This window comes from Streptomyces litchfieldiae, from assembly GCF_031845365.1.
GTDB classification, from domain to species: Bacteria; Actinomycetota; Actinomycetes; order Streptomycetales; family Streptomycetaceae; genus Streptomyces; species Streptomyces litchfieldiae.
The window spans coordinates 364,036-383,480 of record NZ_JAVREL010000004.1 but is presented as its reverse complement, the minus strand read 5'-3'; the positions used below and the strand labels follow the sequence as shown (position 1 = coordinate 383,480).

The window sequence follows — 19,445 nt, the reverse complement described above, 5'->3', positions numbered from 1 at the left end:
ACAGTCCGGATTTCACCTGGCGATGACTCGCGCGTCAAAGGCGGGGCGCTAGCCTTGCCCCTGTGATCAGTGCGATATCGGCTGGCGTCCCGGCCGGAGGCGACGCGGCCTCCCCTCGGCGCCCGGTGCTCACCCGGGCCAGCTTCGCCACTGGTCCGTGCCGCCGGGCGCGACCATGCCGCGAGATCGAGCGTGCCCGGTGATTCGATTCTCGACGTCACGCAACGGCGCGCGACAGGAGCCAGAGGACATGCAGACCAAGCTGGACGAAGCCAAGGCTGAACTACTGACACAGGCCGCCCAGGTGGCGGAGGGGGGCACGGCCGGGGCACCACCCGGGCCGGGCATGGACTCCGCCGCGATCCGGGCGTACCTCCAGCGCTACTACCTCTACATCGCCCCCGAGGATCTGGCCGACCGCGAGCCGGTCGACGTGTACGGCGCCGCGTTCGCGCATCTCCGGCTGGCCGCACACCGGCCGCAGGGCACCGCGGAAGTGCGGGTGTACACCCCCACCGTCGAGGAGATGGGCTGGACGTGCAGCCACACTCTGGTCGAGGTCGTCACCGACGACATGCCCTTCCTGGTCGATTCCGTCACCAATGAACTGTCCCGGCTGGGCCGGGGGATTCACCTCGTCATCCACCCGCAGATCACCGTCCGCCGCGACGTGACCGGCCGGCTCCTTCAGGTACTGGACGCCACGGGGGGCGCGGACGAGCTGCCCCCCGACGCCGTGGTCGAGAGCTGGATCCATGTCGAGATCGACCGGGAGACGGACCGGGCCGATCTGGAGCAGATGGAGACGGGCCTGCGCCGGGTGCTCAGCGACGCCCGGGAGGCCGTCGAGGACTGGCGGAAGATGCGCGCCGCCGCGCTGCGCATCGCCGAGGGGCTGCCCACCGAGCCGCTGTCGGAGGAGCTGCGCGAGCCGGACATCGAGGAGGCGCAGGAGCTGCTGCGGTGGCTGGCCGCGGACCACTTCACGTTCCTCGGGTACCGCGAGTACGAGCTCGCCCGCGAGGACAACGGCGGCGCCGGTGACGTGCTGCGCGCCGTTCCCGGCACCGGGCTGGGCATCCTGCGCTCCGACCCCGCGCCCGGCCCGGACACCGGCGACCCCGGCGCCTCGGCCGCGTTCGGCCGGCTGTCCTCCTCCGCCCGCGCGAAGGCGCGCGAGCCGCGGCTGCTGATCCTCACCAAGGCGAACAGCCGGGCCACCGTGCACCGCCGCTCCTACCTGGACTACATCGGCGTCAAGAAGTTCGACGCCGAGGGCCGGGTCATCGGCGAGCGCCGCTTTCTGGGGCTGTTCTCCGCCGCCGCCTACACCGAGTCCGTCCGGCGGATCCCCGTCATCCGGCGGAAGGTGTCGGAGGTGCTGGCCGCCGCCGGGTTCGCCGCCGACAGCCACAGCGGGCGGGACCTGCTCCAGATCCTGGAGACCTATCCGCGCGACGAGCTGTTCCAGACGCCCACCGAGACGCTGCGCGGCATCGCCACCTCCGTGCTCCACCTCCAGGAGCGGCGCCGGCTGCGGCTGTTCCTGCGCCAGGAGGAGTACGGGCGGTACTACTCGGCGCTGGTGTATCTGCCGCGCGACCGCTACACCACCTCGGTCCGGCTGCGGCTGACCGACATCCTCCGCGAGGAACTGGACGGCACCAGCGTCGACTTCACCGCGTGGAACACCGAAGGCGTGCTTTCCCGGCTGCACTTCGTCATCCGTGTGGCGCCCGGCACCGAGCTGCCCGAGCTCACCGACGCCGACGTGGACCGCATCGAGCGCAGGCTCGCCGAGGCGTCCCGCTCCTGGACCGACGGCTTCGCCGACGCGCTGCTGGCCGAGTGCGGCGAGGAGCAGGCCGCGGAGCTGGGCGGCCGTTTCCACGACGCCTTCCCCGAGGGCTACAAGGCGGACTTCCCGCCGCGCGTCGCCGTCGCCGACGTGAGTTACGTGGCCGGGCTGCGTCCCGCCCCCGGCAAGGACTTCGCGCTCAGCCTGTACGAGCCGGTCAACGCGGGGCCCGGCGAGCGGCGGTTCAAGATCTACCGCACCGGCGAGCCCGTCTCGCTCTCCGCCGTGCTGCCCGTCCTCCAGTGCCTGGGCGTCGAGGTCGTGGACGAGCGGCCCTACGAGCTGCGCCCGGCGGGCGGGCCGACCGCCTGGATCTACGACTTCGGCCTGCGCGTTCCCGAGACGCTGGCCTCCGGCCTGGGCGGGGACGCCCGCGAGCGGTTCCAGGAGGCGTTCGCCGCGGCCTGGACCGGCGCCGCGGAGAACGACGGCTTCAACGCCCTGGTGCTCTCCGCCGGGCTCACCTGGCGCGAGGCGATGGTGCTGCGCGCCTACGCCAAGTACCTGTGGCAGGCGGGCGCCCGGTTCAACCAGGAGACGATGGAGGCCACCCTCCGAAAGAACGCCCACACCACGCGCCTGCTGGTGAGCCTGTTCGAGGCCCGGCTGTCGCCGCAGCGGCAGGCGGCCGGCCGGGAGTTGACCGACGGCCTGCTGGAGGAGCTGGACGGCGCCCTGGAGCATGTGGCGAATCTCGACGAGGACCGGGTGCTGCGCGCGTTCCTCACCGTCGTGAAGGCCACCCTGCGCACCAACTACTGGCAGGTGGACAGCGCGGGCGCCCCGCACGCCTACCTGTCGATGAAGCTGGAGCCCAAGGCCATTCCCGAACTGCCGCAGCCGCGGCCCGCGTTCGAGATCTGGGTGTACTCGCCCCGGGTGGAGGGCGTGCATCTGCGGTTCGGCAAGGTGGCCCGGGGCGGACTGCGCTGGTCCGACCGCCGCGAGGACTTCCGCACCGAGATCCTGGGCCTGGTCAAGGCGCAGGAGGTCAAGAACACGGTGATCGTCCCGGTCGGCGCGAAGGGCGGGTTCGTCGCCAAGCGGCTGCCCGACCCGGCCGCCGACCGCGACGCCTGGCTGGCCGAGGGCATCGCCTGCTACCGGACGTTCATCTCCGGCCTGCTGGACATCACGGACAACTTGGTGGACGGCCGCGTCGTGCCGCCCGCGGACGTCGTGCGGCACGACGGCGACGACACGTATCTGGTCGTCGCCGCCGACAAGGGCACCGCCACGTTCTCCGACATCGCCAACGAGGTGGCGACGTCCTACGGGTTCTGGCTGGGCGACGCGTTCGCCTCCGGCGGCTCGGCCGGCTACGACCACAAGGGCATGGGCATCACCGCCCGCGGCGCCTGGGAGTCGGTCAAGCGGCACTTCCGCGAGCTGGGGCACGACACCCAGACACAGGACTTCACCGTGGCCGGGATCGGCGACATGTCCGGCGACGTCTTCGGCAACGGGATGCTGCTGTCGGAGCACATCCGGCTGGTGGCCGCCTTCGACCACCGGCACATCTTCCTCGACCCCAGCCCCGACGCCGCCGCGTCGTTCGCCGAGCGCCGGCGCCTGTTCGAGCTGCCCCGCTCCTCCTGGGCCGACTACGACCCCAAGCGGATCTCCAAGGGCGGCGGCGTCCACCCCCGCTCGGCCAAGTCCATCCCGATCACTCCCCAGGTGCGCGCCGCGCTCGGCATCGACAGCCGGGCGGCGGCGCTGACGCCCGCCGAGCTGATGCAGGCGATCCTCAAGGCACCCGTCGACCTCCTGTGGAACGGCGGCATCGGCACCTATGTGAAGGCGTCCGGCGAGACGCACGCCGACGCCGGGGACAAGGCCAACGACGCCATCCGCGTCAACGGCCGCGACCTGCGCGCCAAGGTCGTCGGCGAGGGCGGGAACCTGGGCCTCACCCAGCGCGGGCGCATCGAGTACGCGCTGGCCGGCGGCCGTTGCAACACCGACGCCATCGACAACAGCGCCGGGGTCGACACCTCCGACCACGAGGTCAACATCAAGATCCTGCTCAACTCGGTGGTGGCCAACGGCGATCTGACCGTCAAGCAGCGGAACAAGCTGCTGGCGGAGATGACCGAGGAGGTCGGCGCCCTCGTCCTGCGCAACAACTACGCGCAGAACGTCGCCCTGGCCAACGGCGCCACCACCGCCCCCGGGCTCGTCCTGGCCCACCAGCGCTACATCCGCAAGCTCACGGCGGACGGCAGGCTGGACCGGGAGCTGGAATTCCTGCCCTCGGACGACGAGTTCCGCGAGCGCCGGGCCGCCGGGCGCGGCCTGACCCAGCCCGAGCTGTCGGTGCTGCTGGCCTACGCCAAGCTGACGGTCACCGCCGAGCTGATCGGCACCGATCTGCCGGACGACCCGTACGTCAGCAGGCTCCTGCACGCGTACTTCCCGACGGCGCTCGGCGAGCGGTTCGCCGACCGCGTCGAGATGCACGCGCTGCGCCGCGAGATCATCACCACCCTGCTGGTCAACGACACGATCAACGTGGGCGGTTGCTCGTTCGTCCACCGCATGCAGGAGGAGTCCGGCGCGTCCACCGAGGAGATCGTGCGGGCGCACACCGCCTCCCGCGTCATCTTCGGCCTGGCCGACATCTGGGACACCGCCGAGCGCCTGGACAACGAGGTGGCGGCCACGACCCTCACCCGCATCCGGCTGCACGGCCGGCGGCTGGTGGAGCGCGGCGCCCGCTGGCTGCTCAACAACCGCCCGCAGCCGCTGAAGCTGGCCGACACCATCGACCTGTTCGCCGACCGGGTCGGCCATGTCTGGCAGGAGCTGCCCAAGCTGCTGCGCGGACAGGATCTGAAGTGGCACGCCACGGTGCTGGACGAGCTGACGGGGGCCGGGGTGCCCGCCGAGCTGGCGCATCAGGTCGCCGGGTTCTCGGCCGCCTTCCCGGCGCTGGACGTGGTGGCCGTCGCCGACCGCACCGGCCGCGCGCTGCTGGACGTCGCCGAGGTGTACTACCACCTCAGCGACGAGCTGGGCATCTCCCGGCTCCAGGACCGGATCAGCGAGCTGCCGCGCGCCGACCGCTGGCAGTCCATGGCCCGCACGGCGATCCGCGAGGACCTGTACGCGGCGCACCAGTTGATCACCGCCGATGTGCTGGCGGTGGGCGACGCGGACGCCGACCCGGAGGAGAGGTTCGCGGCCTGGGCCCAGCGCAACGCCGCGGTCCTCGGCCGGGCGCGGAACACCCTGGGGGAGATTCAGTCCTCGGACAGCTTCGACCTGGCGAATCTGTCGGTGGCCATGCGGACGATGCGCACCCTGCTGCGGGCCAACCGCTGAGCCAGGGGGCCTCTCATCACCGGCCGCTGGGGCGGGCGCGGACGTGCATGCGCTCGCCCTGGCTGCCGAACAGGCTGAGGATCTCCACGGGCTGCTCGTCAGCGCTGCCGAACCAGTGCGGCAGCCGCGTGTCGAACTCGGCCGCCTCGCCCTGCCGCAGCACCAGATCCCGGTCGCCGAGCACCAGTCGCAGCCGCCCGGCCAGGACGTACAGCCACTCATAGCCCTCGTGCGTTTTCGGGTCCGGATCCTGCCGCCCGCCCGGGACGATGATCTTGAACGCCTGGAGCGCGCCGGGCTGCCGGGTGAGCGGCACCACCGTCCTGCCGTGGGCGATGCGCGGCGAGAGCCGGACGCGCGGATCGCCGGCCTCGGGCGCGCCCACCAGCTCGTCCAGCGGCACCTGGTGGGCCTGGGCGATGGGCAGCAGCAACTCCAGGCTGGGCCGCCGCTGCCCGGACTCCAGCCGGGACAGGGTGCTGGTGGAGATGCCGGTGGCCGCCGAGAGCGCGGCCAGCGTCACCCCCCGTCGCGAACGCAGCCGCCGCAGCCGGGGACCGACCCCGGCCAGGACGTCGCCTATCTCCGCCGAGAACTCCTGGGCCATGCGGCCATTCCACCCGGCCGTCCCCAGGACGGCAACAACGATTGCCGCGAGGCGGCTCAGCCGCGGGCGCAGGCGGGGTGGGCGGAACGCGGACGCGGGGCCGAGGCGCCGCGCACGGTGACCGCGCCCGGCACCGGACGGCGGTCCTCGTGGGGCACGACGGGCGGGATGCCGCGGCCGTCCAGGAAGACCTGGCGCACGACGCGTTCGGCCGCGAACCCGTCGCCGTAGGGGCAGAAGCGCCGCCGGAACGCCGCCCGCCGCGCGGCGACCTCCGGGTCCGTCCACAGCCGGGGACCGGACAGGGCGGCGACCAGTTCGGCCTCGGTGCGGGTGACCGGCCCGGGCGCGGCGGCCGGCAGATCGAGGTAGGCGCCGTGCACGGCCCGGTACGCCTCCCAGTCGTCGGCGTGCAGGATGATCGGCCGGTCCAGCCCGGCGTAGTCGAAGAGCAGTGGCGCGTAGTCGGTGACCAGCGCGTCCGCCGCCAGGCACAGCTCCTCCGGCCGGGGGTGCGCGGTGACGTCGAGCACGCCCGCGCCGGCGCGTTGGGGACCGCCGGGGGCGTGCACCAACAGCAGGAAGCCGGGGCCGAGTTCGCGGGCCACCCGCCCGGGGTCGAACGGCGGCCGGGCGCGGTCGTAGCCGCGCGGCGCGGGGGCGTAGAGCACGGCGAGCACGCCCTCGGGAACGCCGAGCGCGGCGCGCACGCGGTGCACCCCGGCCGGTGTGGCGGTGTGGAACAGATCGGCGCGCGGCGAGCCGAACTCGAGCGTCACATAGGCGGACGGGAAGGCGCCCTCCCGGGCGAGGGTGGCGTGCCGGCTCGGCGAGAGGCAGTAGTCCCAGCCGTCGATCTGCCGCAGCAGCCGGGGCAGATCGCGGCCCGGCGCGTCCAGGCCCGTGTGCGCGACGGGGGTGCCGCGGTGGGTCTGGAGGCGGCGCTGGCCGCGCCGTTTGACGAGCGTGTCGGGGAAGTCGCAGTCGCTGACGAGGAAACGGGCGCGCGCCAGCGCCGTCCGGTGGGCGGCGGTGCCCGGCACCAGGGGGCGCACGCCGGCGGGCAGCGGGCCGGGGGAGGGGCCGGTGATCCAGGCGGTCCGGATGGCGGGGGCGAGTTGGCGCACCTTGGCCTCGATGGCGGCCGGATCGCCCGCGTAGGCGCCGCCGTCGCTGGTGAACACGGCGAGCCGGCGGTCGAGCGGGCGGCACAACTGGAGCCGGTAGTGCGCGCCGAGCAGGGCGGCGCGCAGCCGGCCGCGGGTGCGGGCGCGCGCCCGGCGCATCAGCCGGTGCCAGGACAGCAGTAGGGAGAACGCGCGCCGCGCGCCGAGGCGCAGCAGCAACGTCCGCAGCCCGGCCCTCCGGCGCCGCCCGCCGCCCAGGGCCGTGGCCCCCGCGGCGGCGCGGTGGCGGCGGCAGAGCGCGGCGCCGCGCCGGAAGAACTCCGCGCGGTCGGCGGCCGGCAGCCGGTCCGGCGCGCGGTAGACGGCGGTGAGGTGATCGACCATGCGGCGGTGGAGCGCGGGCCGCCAGCGGTCGCCGTCGGGCAGGGTGGCGAGCCGGTCGAAGACCCGGTCCCACTGGGTGAGGACGTCGAAGCGGCGGCGGCCCGCGGTGCGGGTCCGGCCGCCGTGCCGCCGTCCCCGGTGGCGCACGCAGACCCGGTCCAGCACGGCGATGGACGCGGCGGCGGCGAGCGCGGGATAGACGAACGGCAGGTCCTGGTAGTGGCCGGGCGGGAAGCGCAGGTCCAGCCCCTCGACGAGATCGCGGCGGTAGACGCCGGCCCAGGCGGCGGGCGGCAGCCGCAGCAGCGCGGGGCGTTCGGCCAGGGGACGGGCGGCAGCGGCGGGACCGCGGTCGGCGAGGAGCCCGGGCCGGACGCCGGGCGCGACGGCGCCGTGCCAGGCGACGCGGACGTGGTCGAACAGCAGCAGGTCGGGCTCGCCGGCGTCGGCCAGGCGGGCGGAGACGGCGGCCAGGGCGCCGGGCGCCAGGGTGTCGTCGCCGTCGAGGAAGAGCACGTACTCCCCGCTCGCCCGGTCCAGGGCGGCGTTGCGGGCGGGGCCGGGACCCGCGTTGCGGGGCAGGCGCAGACCGGTGACCCGGGCGTCGGCGGCGGCCGTCTCGGCGATGATGTCGCCGCACGCGTCCGGCGACGCGTCGTCCACCGCGATCAGCTCGAAGTCCCGGAAGTCCTGGGCGAGCACGGACGTCAGACAGGTGGGGAGGTACGCCTGCACCTGATGGGCGGGAACGATGATGCTGAAGCGGGGCACGATGACATCCAGGGGCTTCCGGAAACGGCGTGACGGAATAGCGGACCATCCGACAATCGCTCTTCCGGTGTGGGTTTCCGGGGAGCCCGGGGTGTCGTCGTGCCCCTTTCGCCCGTTCGGCTCAGCAACGCGGGCGGCCGCCGGCTGTGTGTGCCGGCGGCCGCCCGTCGTGTGCTCGTTCGCGTACTTCGTCGTGTGCTCGGGTGCCGGCGGTCGCCGGCCGGCCCGGCTACTTCACCGCGCCCGCCATCACCCCGGAGACGAACTGCCGCTGGAAGGCGAAGAAGATCGCCAGCGGGATGAGCATCGTCAGGAACGCGCCGGGGGCCAGGACGTCGAAGTTGCTGCCGAACTGCCGCATCTCCTGCTGGAGCGCCACCGTCATCGGCGGGGAGCCGGAGTCGGAGAAGATCAGCGCCACCAGCATGTCGTTCCACACCCACATGAACTGGAAGATCGCCAGCGCCGCGATCGCCGGGCCGCCCAGTGGCAGCACCACCCGGGTGAACAGCCGCAGCTCGCCCGCGCCGTCCAGGCGCGCCGCCTCCAGCAGCTCACGGGGTATCTCCGCGAAGAAGTTCCGCAGGAGGAAGACGGCGAACGGCAGCCCGAAGGCGGTGTGGAAGATGACCACGCCGAGCGTTGTCTCGAAGATGCCCAGCGAGTTGAACAGCCGGGCCACCGGGATCAGCGCCACCTGCACCGGGACCACCAGGAGCGCCACGACCAGCAGGAAGCACCAGTCGCGGCCGGGGAAGTCCAGCCAGGCGAACGCGTAGGCGGCCAGCGCGCCCAGGACCACCACCGCGATCGTGGAGGGAACGGTGATGGCCACCGAAGTCCAGATCGAGCTGGTGAAGTTGTCGTTGTTGATCAGGGCGTCGTAGTTCTGCCAGGTCAACTGGTCGAAGTCGGTCAGTACCTCCCACCAGCCCGTGGAGGCGATGTCCCGCGAGTCGCGGAAGGAGGAGGCGAACAGCCCGGCGGTGGGCAGCAGCCACACCACGGCCAGCACGACGAGGATCACCCGTACCCCGCCGCCCGCGGCCAGCGAGGCGAGCCGGGAGACGAGGGACCGCGGGGGCGGTCCGCCGGCCGGCGCCGGGACGTCCGCCGGGTTCGGCAGTTGAGCGGTCTTGGTGGGAGCGGTCACCGCTGGTTCTCCCGTCGCAGCCTACGCACGTTGATGATCATCACCGGCACCACGAGCAGCAGCAGGAACACCGCGATCGCGCTGCCCACGCCCTGATGGGTGTCGGTGCCGAAGGAGGTCAGATAGAGCTGGAGGGCCAGCACGTTGGCCTCGTCCTGAACGGAGGTGGGCGCGATGACGTAGACCAGGTCGAAGATCTTCAGCACGTTGATCATCAGCGTCACCATGACCACCGCCAGCACCGGGGCGAGCAGGGGAACGGTGATGCGGCGGAAGACCTGCCACTCGTTGGCGCCGTCCACGCGCGCGGCCTCCAGGGTCTCCCGGGGCACGCTCGCCAGCCCCGCGGCGATCAGCACCATCGCGAACCCGGCCCACATCCACACCCAACTGCCGATGATCGCGGGGGTGATGAGGTTCGGCCCGAGCCACTCGGCGCCGTTGTAGGGGGCGGTGAAGTTGTCCGACGGCAGCCGAAGCTGGGCGCCGTCGGCCTCGGCGGGCAGCGTGAACGTGCCGTCCTCGGCCGTCTCCGCCTCGGCGATCACCTCGCCGTCCACCACCGCCTCGACGGTGATGCCCGCCAGCGCCTTCTCCTCGGGATCGACAGCGCCCGGCGTACCCCCGCCACCCCGGGTGAAGTCCATCCACACCGCGCCGCTGATCTCGCCGTTCCCGCTCTCGGGCACGGCGGCCGGCTCGGCGTCGGCCAGCTCCGGCTGCGGCACCGCGACCAGCGGCAGCAGCGCCGGGGCGTTCGCGTCGGCCGGCGGCAGCAGCACGTACGAGCCGTCCTCCTGGACCTCGACCGAGCCGCCCGGGCGGGGCTGCGCGTCGGGCCACGAGGAGCTCTCGGCGAACGTGTCGTGGACCGTGGTCATGACCGCGTTCGCCAGGCCCCGGTCCGGGTTCTGCTCGTACACCAGCCGGAAGATGATGCCCGCGGCCAGCATCGAGATCGCCATCGGCATGAAGACGATCAGCTTGAACGCGGTGGCCCACCGGATCCGTTCGGTCAGTACGGCGAACACCAGGCCGAGCGCGGTGGCCACCGTCGGGGCCACCACGATCCAGATCAGGTTGTTGCGCAGTGCGGTCCTGATCGCGTCGTTGGTGAACAGTTCCTGGAAGTTGTCGAGCCCGACGAACGAGTCGCCCGACGCGTCGTAGAGGCTCCGCCAGATCGAGTACCCGATGGGGTAGACGACCAGCGCGCCCAGCAGCAGCAGCGCGGGCAGCAGAAAGCACGCGGCAGCCCAGGGCCGGGCCCTGATCACCGCCACTTTGCCGGATGCCATGGAAAGTCAGTCTCCGTCCGTCTGGTTCGTCACTCGCCGTAGGCTTCGGCCGCCTGCGACTCCAGGTACTCCTGGGCCCCCGCGATGTCCTCGGGGTTGCGCAGGAAGTCCTGAAGGCCCCGCCACATGCCCTGGCCCGTCGTTCCGCCGAACGCGGCCGGCGTCTGGTCGGACAGGTCGAAGCGGAAGTCGTCGCCCGCCGCGATCAGCGCCTCGGCGATGCCGCGCTGCACGTCGTTGGGGTAGGCCTCGAACTCCAGGGATTTGTTGGGGGAGACGAAGCCGCCCCCGCCCGCCCAGACCCGGGCGGCGTCCGTGGAGGCGAGGAAGGTCAGCATCGCCTGCTGCGCCTCGCTGGCCTCGCCGTCCGGCGCCACGGCCACCGCCGCGTCGCCCGCGCTGACCACGGGCGACTCGCTGCCCACCGCCGGGAACGGGAACACCCGGGCGTCCTCGCCGATCACCGCGTCCGTGCTGTCGGTGATCACGGCCCCGACGAAGTCGGCCTCGAAGACCATCCCGGCGTCCGGCGCCGTCAGATCGATGAACGTCTGGGTGACGGAATCCGGGAACAGCGTCTGGAGCGACCCCTCCGTCCCGTTCTCCAGCAGCCGGGACTCCCCGAACACCTCGCCCAGCGTGGTCAGCGCGTCGGCCACGCTGGGATCCGTCCACGGGATCTCGTGCGCGACCAGCCGGTCGTACATCTCCGGCCCGGCCTGGGAAAGGTAGATGTTCTCGAACCAGTCCGTGAGGGTCCAGCCGTCGCCGCCGGCCACCGAGAGCGGGGTGGTGCCCGACTCCCACAGCGTCCAGGCGGTGGCCACGAACTCGTCCCAGGTCTCCGGCGGTTCGACGCCCGCGTATTCGAACGCGGTGGCGCTGTACCAGACCAGCGACTTGTTGGCCGCCTTCACATAGACGCCGTACTGCGTGCCCTCGTGGGAGGCCAGGTCCTGCCAGCCCTGCGTGAAGTTCGCGTCCAACTGCTCCTGCACCGAGTCGCCGACCGGGGCTATCCAGCCGTTCTCGGCGAACTCGTGCAGCACGCCCGGCTGGGGCACGAACACGATGTCGGGCGGCGAGCCGCCCTCGATCTTGGTGCCGACGAACTGCGAGACGTTGTCCCCGCTGGGCACATAGCTCACCGAGGCGCCGGTGAGCGCCTCGAACTCGTCCAGTACCCGTATGAAGTTGTCCCGCTCGGCACCCGTCCAGACCCCCGAGACCTCCAGCTCCTGACCACTGAGGTCGGGCAGTTCGATCGTGGACTCCCTGCCGCTCGGCGTCGCGTCGCCGTCATCGCTGCACGCGGTCAGCGTCAGCGCGCCCGCCGCGATCACCGCCGCCGCAACGCGGGTGCCTTTCCGCCGGGACATCCGGCCCGGTTCGTGCATGAGCACCGCCCTCACCCCATCTGGTGCGGCAATGCCCTACCGAGCGCAGGGCCTGCCACGCCGCACGTCCTACGGCGAACGTTCCTACGCTCACCAGCGGATGCGAGCAAGACCGGGACGGCTCTCAAGTGCCCTTTGTGATCATGATGTTACCCCTGGGCATGGTCATCGGCGGACATGTCCGGTAGAGGCGCGGGGCGGCAGGTGATGGTGGCTCAGACCAAGCTCGCGGTGGCCGCGTGGCCGGTCCGCGCCGCGCGCGTGGCGGCGCTCGCGAGCAGGGCGACGTCCGTCGGCCCGTTCCCCAGCTCGCGCACCGGGCGGCGGGCGGGCGGGTCGCCGGCCCGCGCCCAGTCCAGCCGGGCGACGGTGGGCCGCAGGGTCGAGGTGCGCGGGATCCGGGCCGTGACCCGGCCCGCCTGGAACGCGGTGGCCGGGCCCGCCGCTCCCCGCAGCTCGGCCCGGCCGGGCGGCCGGCCGCTCAGGGCCACGCGTATCGCCGCGGCTGGGATGCCGCCGGCCATGACCAGCCGCACCCCGAGCCGCGGCCCCTCCCGGGCCGCCGCGTCCAGCGCCCGCACCACCGAACCGGCCGAGGGCCGGCCCGGCGCGCCGAGCGCGGGCGCGGCCAGCGCGTCGTAGTCGTCGACGAGGACGACGAGCCAGGGCAGCGGCCCGTCGGCCGCCGCCCGCGCGGCCCGGCCGCCGCGCGCCCGGGCCGCGGCGAAGTCCGCCTCGCCCAGCAGCGCGGCCCGCCGCTTCAGCTCGTCGCGCAGGGCCTGGGCGAACGCCCGCATCCGCACCGGATCCGTCGCGCCCAGATAAGAGGTGACATGGGGCAGCTCGGCGCACGGCCGCAGCCCCTCGCCGGACCCCTCGACCAGCAGCAGCGACAGGTCCTCCGGGGCCTGGGCGGCGGCCAGCGACGCCGCCAGCGCGCTCAGCAGCTCCGTGCGCCCCGACCCCGCGCCGCCCTCGACGGCCACCGGCCCGGGCGCCTCCGCCAGATCCAGCGTGACGGGCCCCTGAACGCCCGCGCCCAGCACCACCGGCAGCCCGGCGCCGGTGGCCCACCGCTCGCGCAGCGCGCCCGGCGTCACCCGGCCCAGCTCCAGGGCGTCCAGCAGCCGGCAGCTCTCCGGCAGCGGAGCCGCCGCGGGCGCCACCCCGGCGGCGTCCTCGCCGACCGCGGCCAGCGCCCGGGCGAACCGCTCGGCCCAGGCCGGCGACACCGCGTCCGCCCCGGCCGTCGCCCCCGCGACGCCCGCCGGGCCGACCAGCCGCAGCGCCGTGGCGACCGGGCCGCTGAGGACGCCGGCGGTGCCGCAGGCGCGGAAGACGGGGGAGGCCGCCCCGGCCGCGGCCAGCGTCTCGTTCAGCGGGGAGAGGGCGGTGGCCGGCGGCGCCTCGGCCAGCGCGAGCACATGGATCCCGACGGCCGGGCCCTCCTCGGCCAGCCGCACCAGCGCGGCCCGCGTCTCCGGCTCGCCGGGGTCGCCGTCGACGAGCACGACGGTGCGCCGCCCGCCGGGCGGCCGGTCCAGCAGATCGGTGAGCTCCCGGGCGCGGGCCGCGGCCTGCCGGGCGTCGAAGGCGAGCAGCAGTCGGCAGTCCTGCCCGCGCGCCGGGCGCAGATGCGGCAGCCAGCCCAGCCACGACCAGTCCGGGGCCCGGCCGACGGCCAGCGCCACCAGCTCCAGCGCGCTCGGCGGGTGCAGGGCGGCGAGCTGGGCGAGCACCGCGCGGGCCACGCCCGTGATCCGCTCCCGGGGCCCGGCCAGCCCGAGCGAGCCGGCCCGGGGCAGGGCCACCGTGACCGGCGGCAGTACGCCGGGGGCCTGCTGGGTGGTGCCGAGCCGGACGGTGAACGCGTCGGGGTGGTCCCCGTCGCGCTCCCACAGCCGGGGTCCGGAGTCGAGTGCCATCAGCAGCACGGCGGCCAGATCCGGCCACCGGGCGTCCCCCGCGTCCTCGCGGGGCCCGGCCGCCGCCGGGGCCCGCTCGCCCGGCTCGGCCGCGCCGCCCAGCCGGCCGCGCGCCCAGCCGGCCAGCCCGCGCCGCCCGCCGCGCGGCGGCTGGGGCGGCGGCGGTGGCGCGGCGACGCCGCTGGTCTCCACGCGCAGCACGGACTCGCCCAGTCGCAGCAGGGCGCCGGAGCGCACGGGCACCGGACCGCGGCGCACCGGGGCGCCGTCCAGCAGGGTGCCGTTGGTGGAGCCGAGGTCGGTGACGGTGACGGTGCCGTCCGGGGCCAGGGCGAGGGCGCAGTGCATCCGGGAGACGTCGGGATCGTCCAGCGGCACGTCGGCCTCCGCGGATCTGCCGATCCGCGCCTCGCCGCCGCGCAGCAGGTGCACGCCGCCCGCGTCCGGCCCGGAGACGACCTGGAGGGTGGCGGGCACCGGCTCCCGGCCCGGGCCCTCCTGCGGGCGGTGGAACGCCAGGACCGCGCCGTCCACCAGCGGCGGCCGGCCCAGGACGGTGTCCTTGGGGTCCAGCCGCTGGTCCTCGCAGAAGACCGCGCCGGGCGGGGCCGCGCCCGGGGTGACCGCGGCGGCGAGCGGGCCGAGCACGGCCGCCAGCGGGGTGTCGGCGGGAGCGGTGACATCGACATCGACGCCGGTGGTGGCGTCGCCGTGTCCGAGAACGGTCAACCTGATCTGCATCGGCGGCCCTCCCGGTCACTCGCCAGCCCCGGCCGTTCACGCTCCCGACCGCGTGAGTCGTCGCATCGGATGGTGATGCTGAAAGCATCCTCGCACCCGCCACTGACAGCTCGTCCCGTCACCGACGCTTAATGATCTTGATTGGCCGGATATGACCAGATCTGATCGGTGGGGAACGCCAACTCGGCCTGGGGCCCGGCGATCGTAAGGCCAACAGGGGCGCCCCCGCGACCCAGCCCGGCCCCGCCCCCGGCGGCAACCGCGCGCCCCCGCGCCCGCGTCCTCCACTCCGTGGGCCGCCCCCTCGGCGGCCCGCCGGTCACCCGGGCGGCGCCACTACAGTAGGTGGCTCGGGTCTCGGTACCACCAGCGAAGCATCAGGGAGCACACGTGCGGCCGGTAGGCAGCAAGTACCTGCTTGAAGAGCCGCTCGGACGCGGCGCCACGGGCACCGTGTGGCGCGCGCGCCAGCGGGAGGCCGCGGGCGAGGAGGCGGCCGTCCCCGGGCAGCCGGGCGAAGAGGTCGCCGTCAAGGTGCTCAAGGAAGAGCTCGCGCACGACCCCGACGTCGTCATGCGCTTCCTCCGCGAGCGTGCCGTCCTGCTCCGGCTCGGCAGCGACGAGCACGACAACATCGTGCGCACCCGCGACCTGGTCGTCGAGGGCGACCTGATCGCGTTGGTCATGGACCTGATCGACGGTCCGGACCTGCACCGCTATCTGCGGGACAACGGCCCGCTCAGCCCCGTCGGCGCCGCCCTGCTCACGGCCCAGATCGCCGACGCGCTGGCCGCCGCGCACGCCAAGGGCGTCGTCCACCGCGACCTCAAGCCGGCGAACGTGCTCCTCGCCGGCGCCGGGGACGAATCCGGCCCGCTGCGCCCGATGCTCACCGACTTCGGCATCGCGCGCCTCGCGGACTCCCCCGGGGTCACCCGCGCCCACGAGTTCGTCGGCACGCCCTCCTACGTCGCCCCCGAGTCCGCCGAGGGCCGCCCGCAGACCTCGGCCGTGGACATCTACAGCGCCGGCATCCTCCTGTACGAACTGGTCGTCGGCCACCCGCCGTTCAGCGGCAGCAGCACCCTCCAGGTCCTCCAGCGCCACATCACCGAGGAGCCCCGCAGGCCGGCGGGCATGCCCGGCCCGCTGTGGACGGTGATCGACTGCTGTCTGCGCAAGAGCCCCGACGAGCGCCCCGGCGCCGCCGGCCTGGCCCGCGCCCTGCGCACCGTGGCCGCCGGGATCACCGACCACGCCACCGCCGAGCAGCGCAGCGCCGCGCTCGGCGTGACCGCGCTGCTCACGCCCGACTCGGCGCCGGTCCGGGTGCCCGGCACCGGCATCAGCCCGCCCGGCTCCGCCGAGCCGACCCAGGCGCTGCCCGGCGGCTCCGGCTCCGCCGACCCGTTCGCGGCCACCAGCGTGCTGCCGCCCCAGCAGCCGTCGCGGCAGTCGGACCCCGGTCTGGACGTCACCCGCGCGATGCCCACCCCCGGGGCGCCCGAGCCCGAGGGCCCGCACCCCTGGCAGGACCAGATGCGCGCGGCCCGCGACCGCAACGAGCCCACCCGCGTCCAGCCGGTGGACCCGGGGCAGGACCCGCTCCACCGGGCGCCGCGCCGCCAGCCGCAGCAGTACCAGCAGCCGCAGCCCCCGCGCCGCCCGCAGCGCCGCCAGGCGCCGCCGCCCCCGCAGGGCTACGGCTACCCGCCGCAGCAGTACCAGCAGCCGCAGCAGCCCTACCCCCAGCAGTACCAGCGCCCGGTGCCGCCGCCCTACCAGGAGCCGGCGCCCCGCCGGGGTGCCGAGCCGCGCCGCGAGCCGCGCGAGCCGCGTTCCCGGTCACGCAGCGCGAACCCCATGCGGATCCCCGGGCTGGGCTGTCTCAAGGGCTGCCTGTTCATGGTGCTCATCCTGGTCGTGATCTGTTTTCTTGTGTGGAACTTCACACCCCTTCAGGAGTGGATTGCCGACGGCAAGAGTTTCTGGGACACGGTCACGGACTGGTTCGACGAGGTCCGCGAATGGATGGGACTGATCGAAGAAGCGAACCAGCGCACCGAAGAGATCCAGGACGGCCTGCCGAATAATGAATGACCTCGGAGATTTATCGACTTCTCGGGGTGGAATTTCTCCGGGGCATGCCAATAAAACCGGGCAAGCCGGGCGCGCTGCCGCCGCCGTTGTCGGAGCGGCGTCGTAGCCTCACGCCATGGCACGGAACATCGGCAGCCACTACACCACCCATCGCGTGCTCGGCCGCGGCAGCGCCGGAACGGTGTGGCTCGGCGAGGGTCCCGAGGGCCCGGTCGCGATCAAGGTGCTGCGCGAGGATCTCGCCGCGGATCCCGAGCTGGCCGAGCGCTTCGCGCATGAACGGCACGCGCTGCTCGGCCTGGAGCACCCCCATATCGTCGGCGTCCGCGAGCTGATCATCGGCGGCCCCGACGGCAGCGACATCGCCCTGGTGATGGACCTGGTCCGCGGCCCCGACCTGCGCACTCACCTGGACCGCGAGCGCCGGCTCGCGCCCCACGAGGCCGTCGCCATCACCGCGGGCGTGGCCAGCGGCCTGGCCGTGGCGCACGCGGCCGGCATCGTGCACCGCGACGTCAAGCCGGAGAACATCCTGCTCGACACCGCCGCGGGCGGGCACACCGCGCTGCTCACCGACTTCGGGGTGGCCAAGCTCATCGACGAGCCCCGGCACGGCGGCAAGGGCGGCGTCGTCGGCACCCCCGACTACATGGCCCCGGAGATCGTCGAGGGCCTGCCGCCGCGCGCCGCCGTGGACATCTACGCGCTGGTCACCGTCCTGTACGAACTGCTCGCCGGATTCACGCCGTTCGGCGGCGGCCACCCGGGCGCGGTGCTGCGCCGCCAGGTGACCGAGAAGGCCGCCGAGCTGCCCGGCATCCCGCGCGAGCTGTGGGAGATCATCCAGCAGTGCCTGGCCAAGGCGCCCGCCTCCCGGCTGCGCGCCGTCGAGCTCGCCTCCCGGCTGCGCGAGCTGCTGCCCGCAGTGGAGGGGCTGCCGCCGCTGGACATCGGCGACCCGGTGCCCGCCACCACCGGGGACGCCGGCGCCGACCCCGCCGCGGCGGACGCGGACCGCGCCGCCGTGCCCGCGGGCGCCGCCTCCGGCACCGCGACCCGCGCCGCGGTGCCGCTCGTGCGCGGCGCCGCCCCCGACTCCGAGCGCGCCACCCACACCCGCATGCGGGTTCCGGACGCGGAGGAGCTGGCGGGCGGCGCGCACGGCACCGCGCGCACCATCCGCCCGGCCGGGCAGCCGCGGGCCGGCTCCGCCCGGCACGGCGCCGCGGCCCGCCGCAAGCGGCGCCTGGCGGTGACGGCCGCCGGGCTGCTGGCCGCCGGAGCGCTGGGCGGCTGGCTGCTGTTCGGCGGCGGGGGCGAGGACCCGGCCGACGACGGCGGCGGCGGTCCCGGAGTGGAGGAGATGGACGAGTCGGGCGCCCCCTGAGCGCCAGCGGTTACGCTGGGGGCGTGGCACTCCTCGACGTTTCCGAAGCTCTGAAGTCCCTCACCTCCACCATGGAGTCGATCGAGGCCGTGATCGACCTCGACCGGCTGAGGGCCGACATCGCCGCGCTCGAAGAGCAGGCCGCGGCACCCACGCTCTGGGACGATCCCGAGCGCGCCCAGCAGGTCACCAGCAAGCTGTCCCTGCTCCAGGGCCAGCTCCGCAAGACCGAGGAGCTGCACGGCCGGATCGACGACGTCGAGGTGCTGTTCGAGCTGGCCGAGGCGGAGAACGACGCGGACGCCCGCCGGGAGGCCGAGAGCGAGCTGGAGGCAGTGCAGAAGGCGGTCGCCGAACTGGAGGTCCGCACCCTGCTGTCCGGCGAGTACGACCAGCGCGAGGCCATGGTGTCCATCCGGGCCGAGGCCGGCGGCGTGGACGCGGCGGACTTCGCCGAGCAGTTGCAGCGGATGTATCTGCGCTGGGCCGAGCGCAAGGGGTACCCGACCGAGGTGCTGGACACCTCGTACGCGGAGGAGGCCGGCATCAAGTCGACGACCTTCACCGTCAAGGCGCCCTACGCCTACGGCACGCTCTCCGTGGAGCAGGGCACCCACCGCATGGTGCGCATCTCCCCGTTCGACAACCAGGGCCGCCGCCAGACGTCGTTCGCCGGCGTCGAGGTGCTGCCGGTCGTGGAGCAGACCGACCACATCGAGGTGCCGGAGAACGAGATCCGGGTGGATGTCTTCCGGTCCTCCGGCCCCGGTGGCCAGTCGGTGAACACGACCGACTCCGCGGTGCGCATCACCCACCTCCCGACCGGCATCGTGGTCTCCTGCCAGAACGAGAAGTCCCAGATCCAGAACCGCGCCGCCGCGATGCGCGTCCTCCAGGCCCGCCTGCTGGCCCATCAACGGGCCCAGGAGCAGGCGAAGATGGACGCCCTGAAGGGCGACGGGGGCAACTCCTGGGGCAACCAGATGCGCAGCTACGTTCTCCAGCCGTACCAGATGGTCAAGGACCTGCGCACGGAACACGAAGTCGGAAACCCCCAGGGCGTTTTGGACGGGGATATCGATGACTTCCTCGAAGCGGGAATCCGCTGGCGCAAGCAGCGCGAGAAGTAACCTTCACGCAACTTCCATCCAGCGGACGGGTATTTACCGGACATCCTGCTTGACGACTGTCCGCTCACCGGGAAAGCTAATCGCTTGGCATGCCTATGTTCTGGGGTGCGTGTTGCGCGAGGGCCGAGTGAGAGTCTCAGGAGACCCCCTACCGCCCGCGCTGCCCTTGCGTGAGGCTGCCCCAGAGACGGGACGTTGTCACCAAACGAACAGCTACAGGGGGTAGTGGATACATGGCCA

10 protein-coding genes are annotated in these 19,445 nt (G+C 73.7%); 4 read left to right on the top strand and 6 right to left on the bottom strand.

The window, feature by feature from the left end; genetic code table 11:
• Window positions 1-250: 250 nt before the first annotated feature.
• Window positions 251-5,185 (top strand): NAD-glutamate dehydrogenase, encoded by a 4,935-nt coding sequence (locus tag RM590_RS10440; protein ID WP_311704155.1) that lies wholly within the window; start codon window positions 251-253, stop codon window positions 5,183-5,185.
• Between the two features lie 16 nt (window positions 5,186-5,201).
• Here RM590_RS10440 and RM590_RS10435 read toward each other — a convergent pair whose 3' ends face one another.
• The 6 genes from RM590_RS10435 to RM590_RS10410 all read right to left on the bottom strand — a co-directional run bounded on the left by RM590_RS10435 (window position 5,202) and on the right by RM590_RS10410 (window position 14,588).
• The gene (locus RM590_RS10435; protein WP_311704154.1) at window positions 5,202-5,792 is read right to left on the bottom strand and encodes a helix-turn-helix domain-containing protein; all 591 of its coding nucleotides are present in this window, start codon (window positions 5,790-5,792) and stop codon (window positions 5,202-5,204) included.
• 56 nt (window positions 5,793-5,848) lie between these two features.
• Window positions 5,849-8,074 carry a bifunctional glycosyltransferase/CDP-glycerol:glycerophosphate glycerophosphotransferase gene (locus RM590_RS10430; protein ID WP_311704153.1) on the bottom strand — a complete coding sequence of 742 codons (2,226 nt, stop codon included), beginning with the start codon at window positions 8,072-8,074 and terminating at the stop codon, window positions 5,849-5,851.
• Window positions 8,075-8,303: 229 nt separating this feature from the next.
• A complete protein-coding gene (locus RM590_RS10425; protein ID WP_394813840.1) occupies window positions 8,304-9,227 on the bottom strand; it encodes a carbohydrate ABC transporter permease in 924 nt (307 codons plus the stop codon).
• Window positions 9,224-10,525: a carbohydrate ABC transporter permease gene (locus RM590_RS10420; RefSeq protein WP_311704152.1), complete on the bottom strand. Its 1,302-nt coding sequence runs from the start codon at window positions 10,523-10,525 to the stop codon at window positions 9,224-9,226. The genes RM590_RS10425 and RM590_RS10420 overlap by 4 nt, the downstream gene beginning before the upstream one ends.
• 29 nt (window positions 10,526-10,554) lie before the next feature.
• Window positions 10,555-11,922, bottom strand: coding sequence for an ABC transporter substrate-binding protein (locus RM590_RS10415; protein WP_311704192.1), 1,368 nt, complete (start codon window positions 11,920-11,922; stop codon window positions 10,555-10,557).
• 215 nt (window positions 11,923-12,137) lie between these two features.
• Window positions 12,138-14,588, bottom strand: a complete 2,451-nt coding sequence (locus RM590_RS10410) for an FtsK/SpoIIIE domain-containing protein (protein ID WP_311704151.1) — start codon at window positions 14,586-14,588, stop codon at window positions 12,138-12,140.
• Window positions 14,589-14,978: 390 nt separating this feature from the next.
• Here RM590_RS10410 and RM590_RS10405 point away from each other — a divergent pair, with 390 nt between their 5' ends.
• The 3 genes from RM590_RS10405 (at window position 14,979) to prfB (ending at window position 19,205) form a co-directional block, all read left to right on the top strand.
• Window positions 14,979-16,688 carry a serine/threonine-protein kinase gene (locus tag RM590_RS10405; RefSeq protein WP_311704150.1) on the top strand — a complete coding sequence of 570 codons (1,710 nt, stop codon included), beginning with the start codon at window positions 14,979-14,981 and terminating at the stop codon, window positions 16,686-16,688.
• 115 nt (window positions 16,689-16,803) lie between these two features.
• Window positions 16,804-18,075, top strand: coding sequence for a serine/threonine-protein kinase (locus RM590_RS10400; protein WP_311704149.1), 1,272 nt, complete (start codon window positions 16,804-16,806; stop codon window positions 18,073-18,075).
• A gap of 23 nt (window positions 18,076-18,098) precedes the next feature.
• The gene (prfB, locus tag RM590_RS10395) at window positions 18,099-19,205 is read left to right on the top strand and encodes a peptide chain release factor 2 (RefSeq protein WP_311704148.1); all 1,107 of its coding nucleotides are present in this window, start codon (window positions 18,099-18,101) and stop codon (window positions 19,203-19,205) included.
• Window positions 19,206-19,445: the final 240 nt, after the last annotated feature.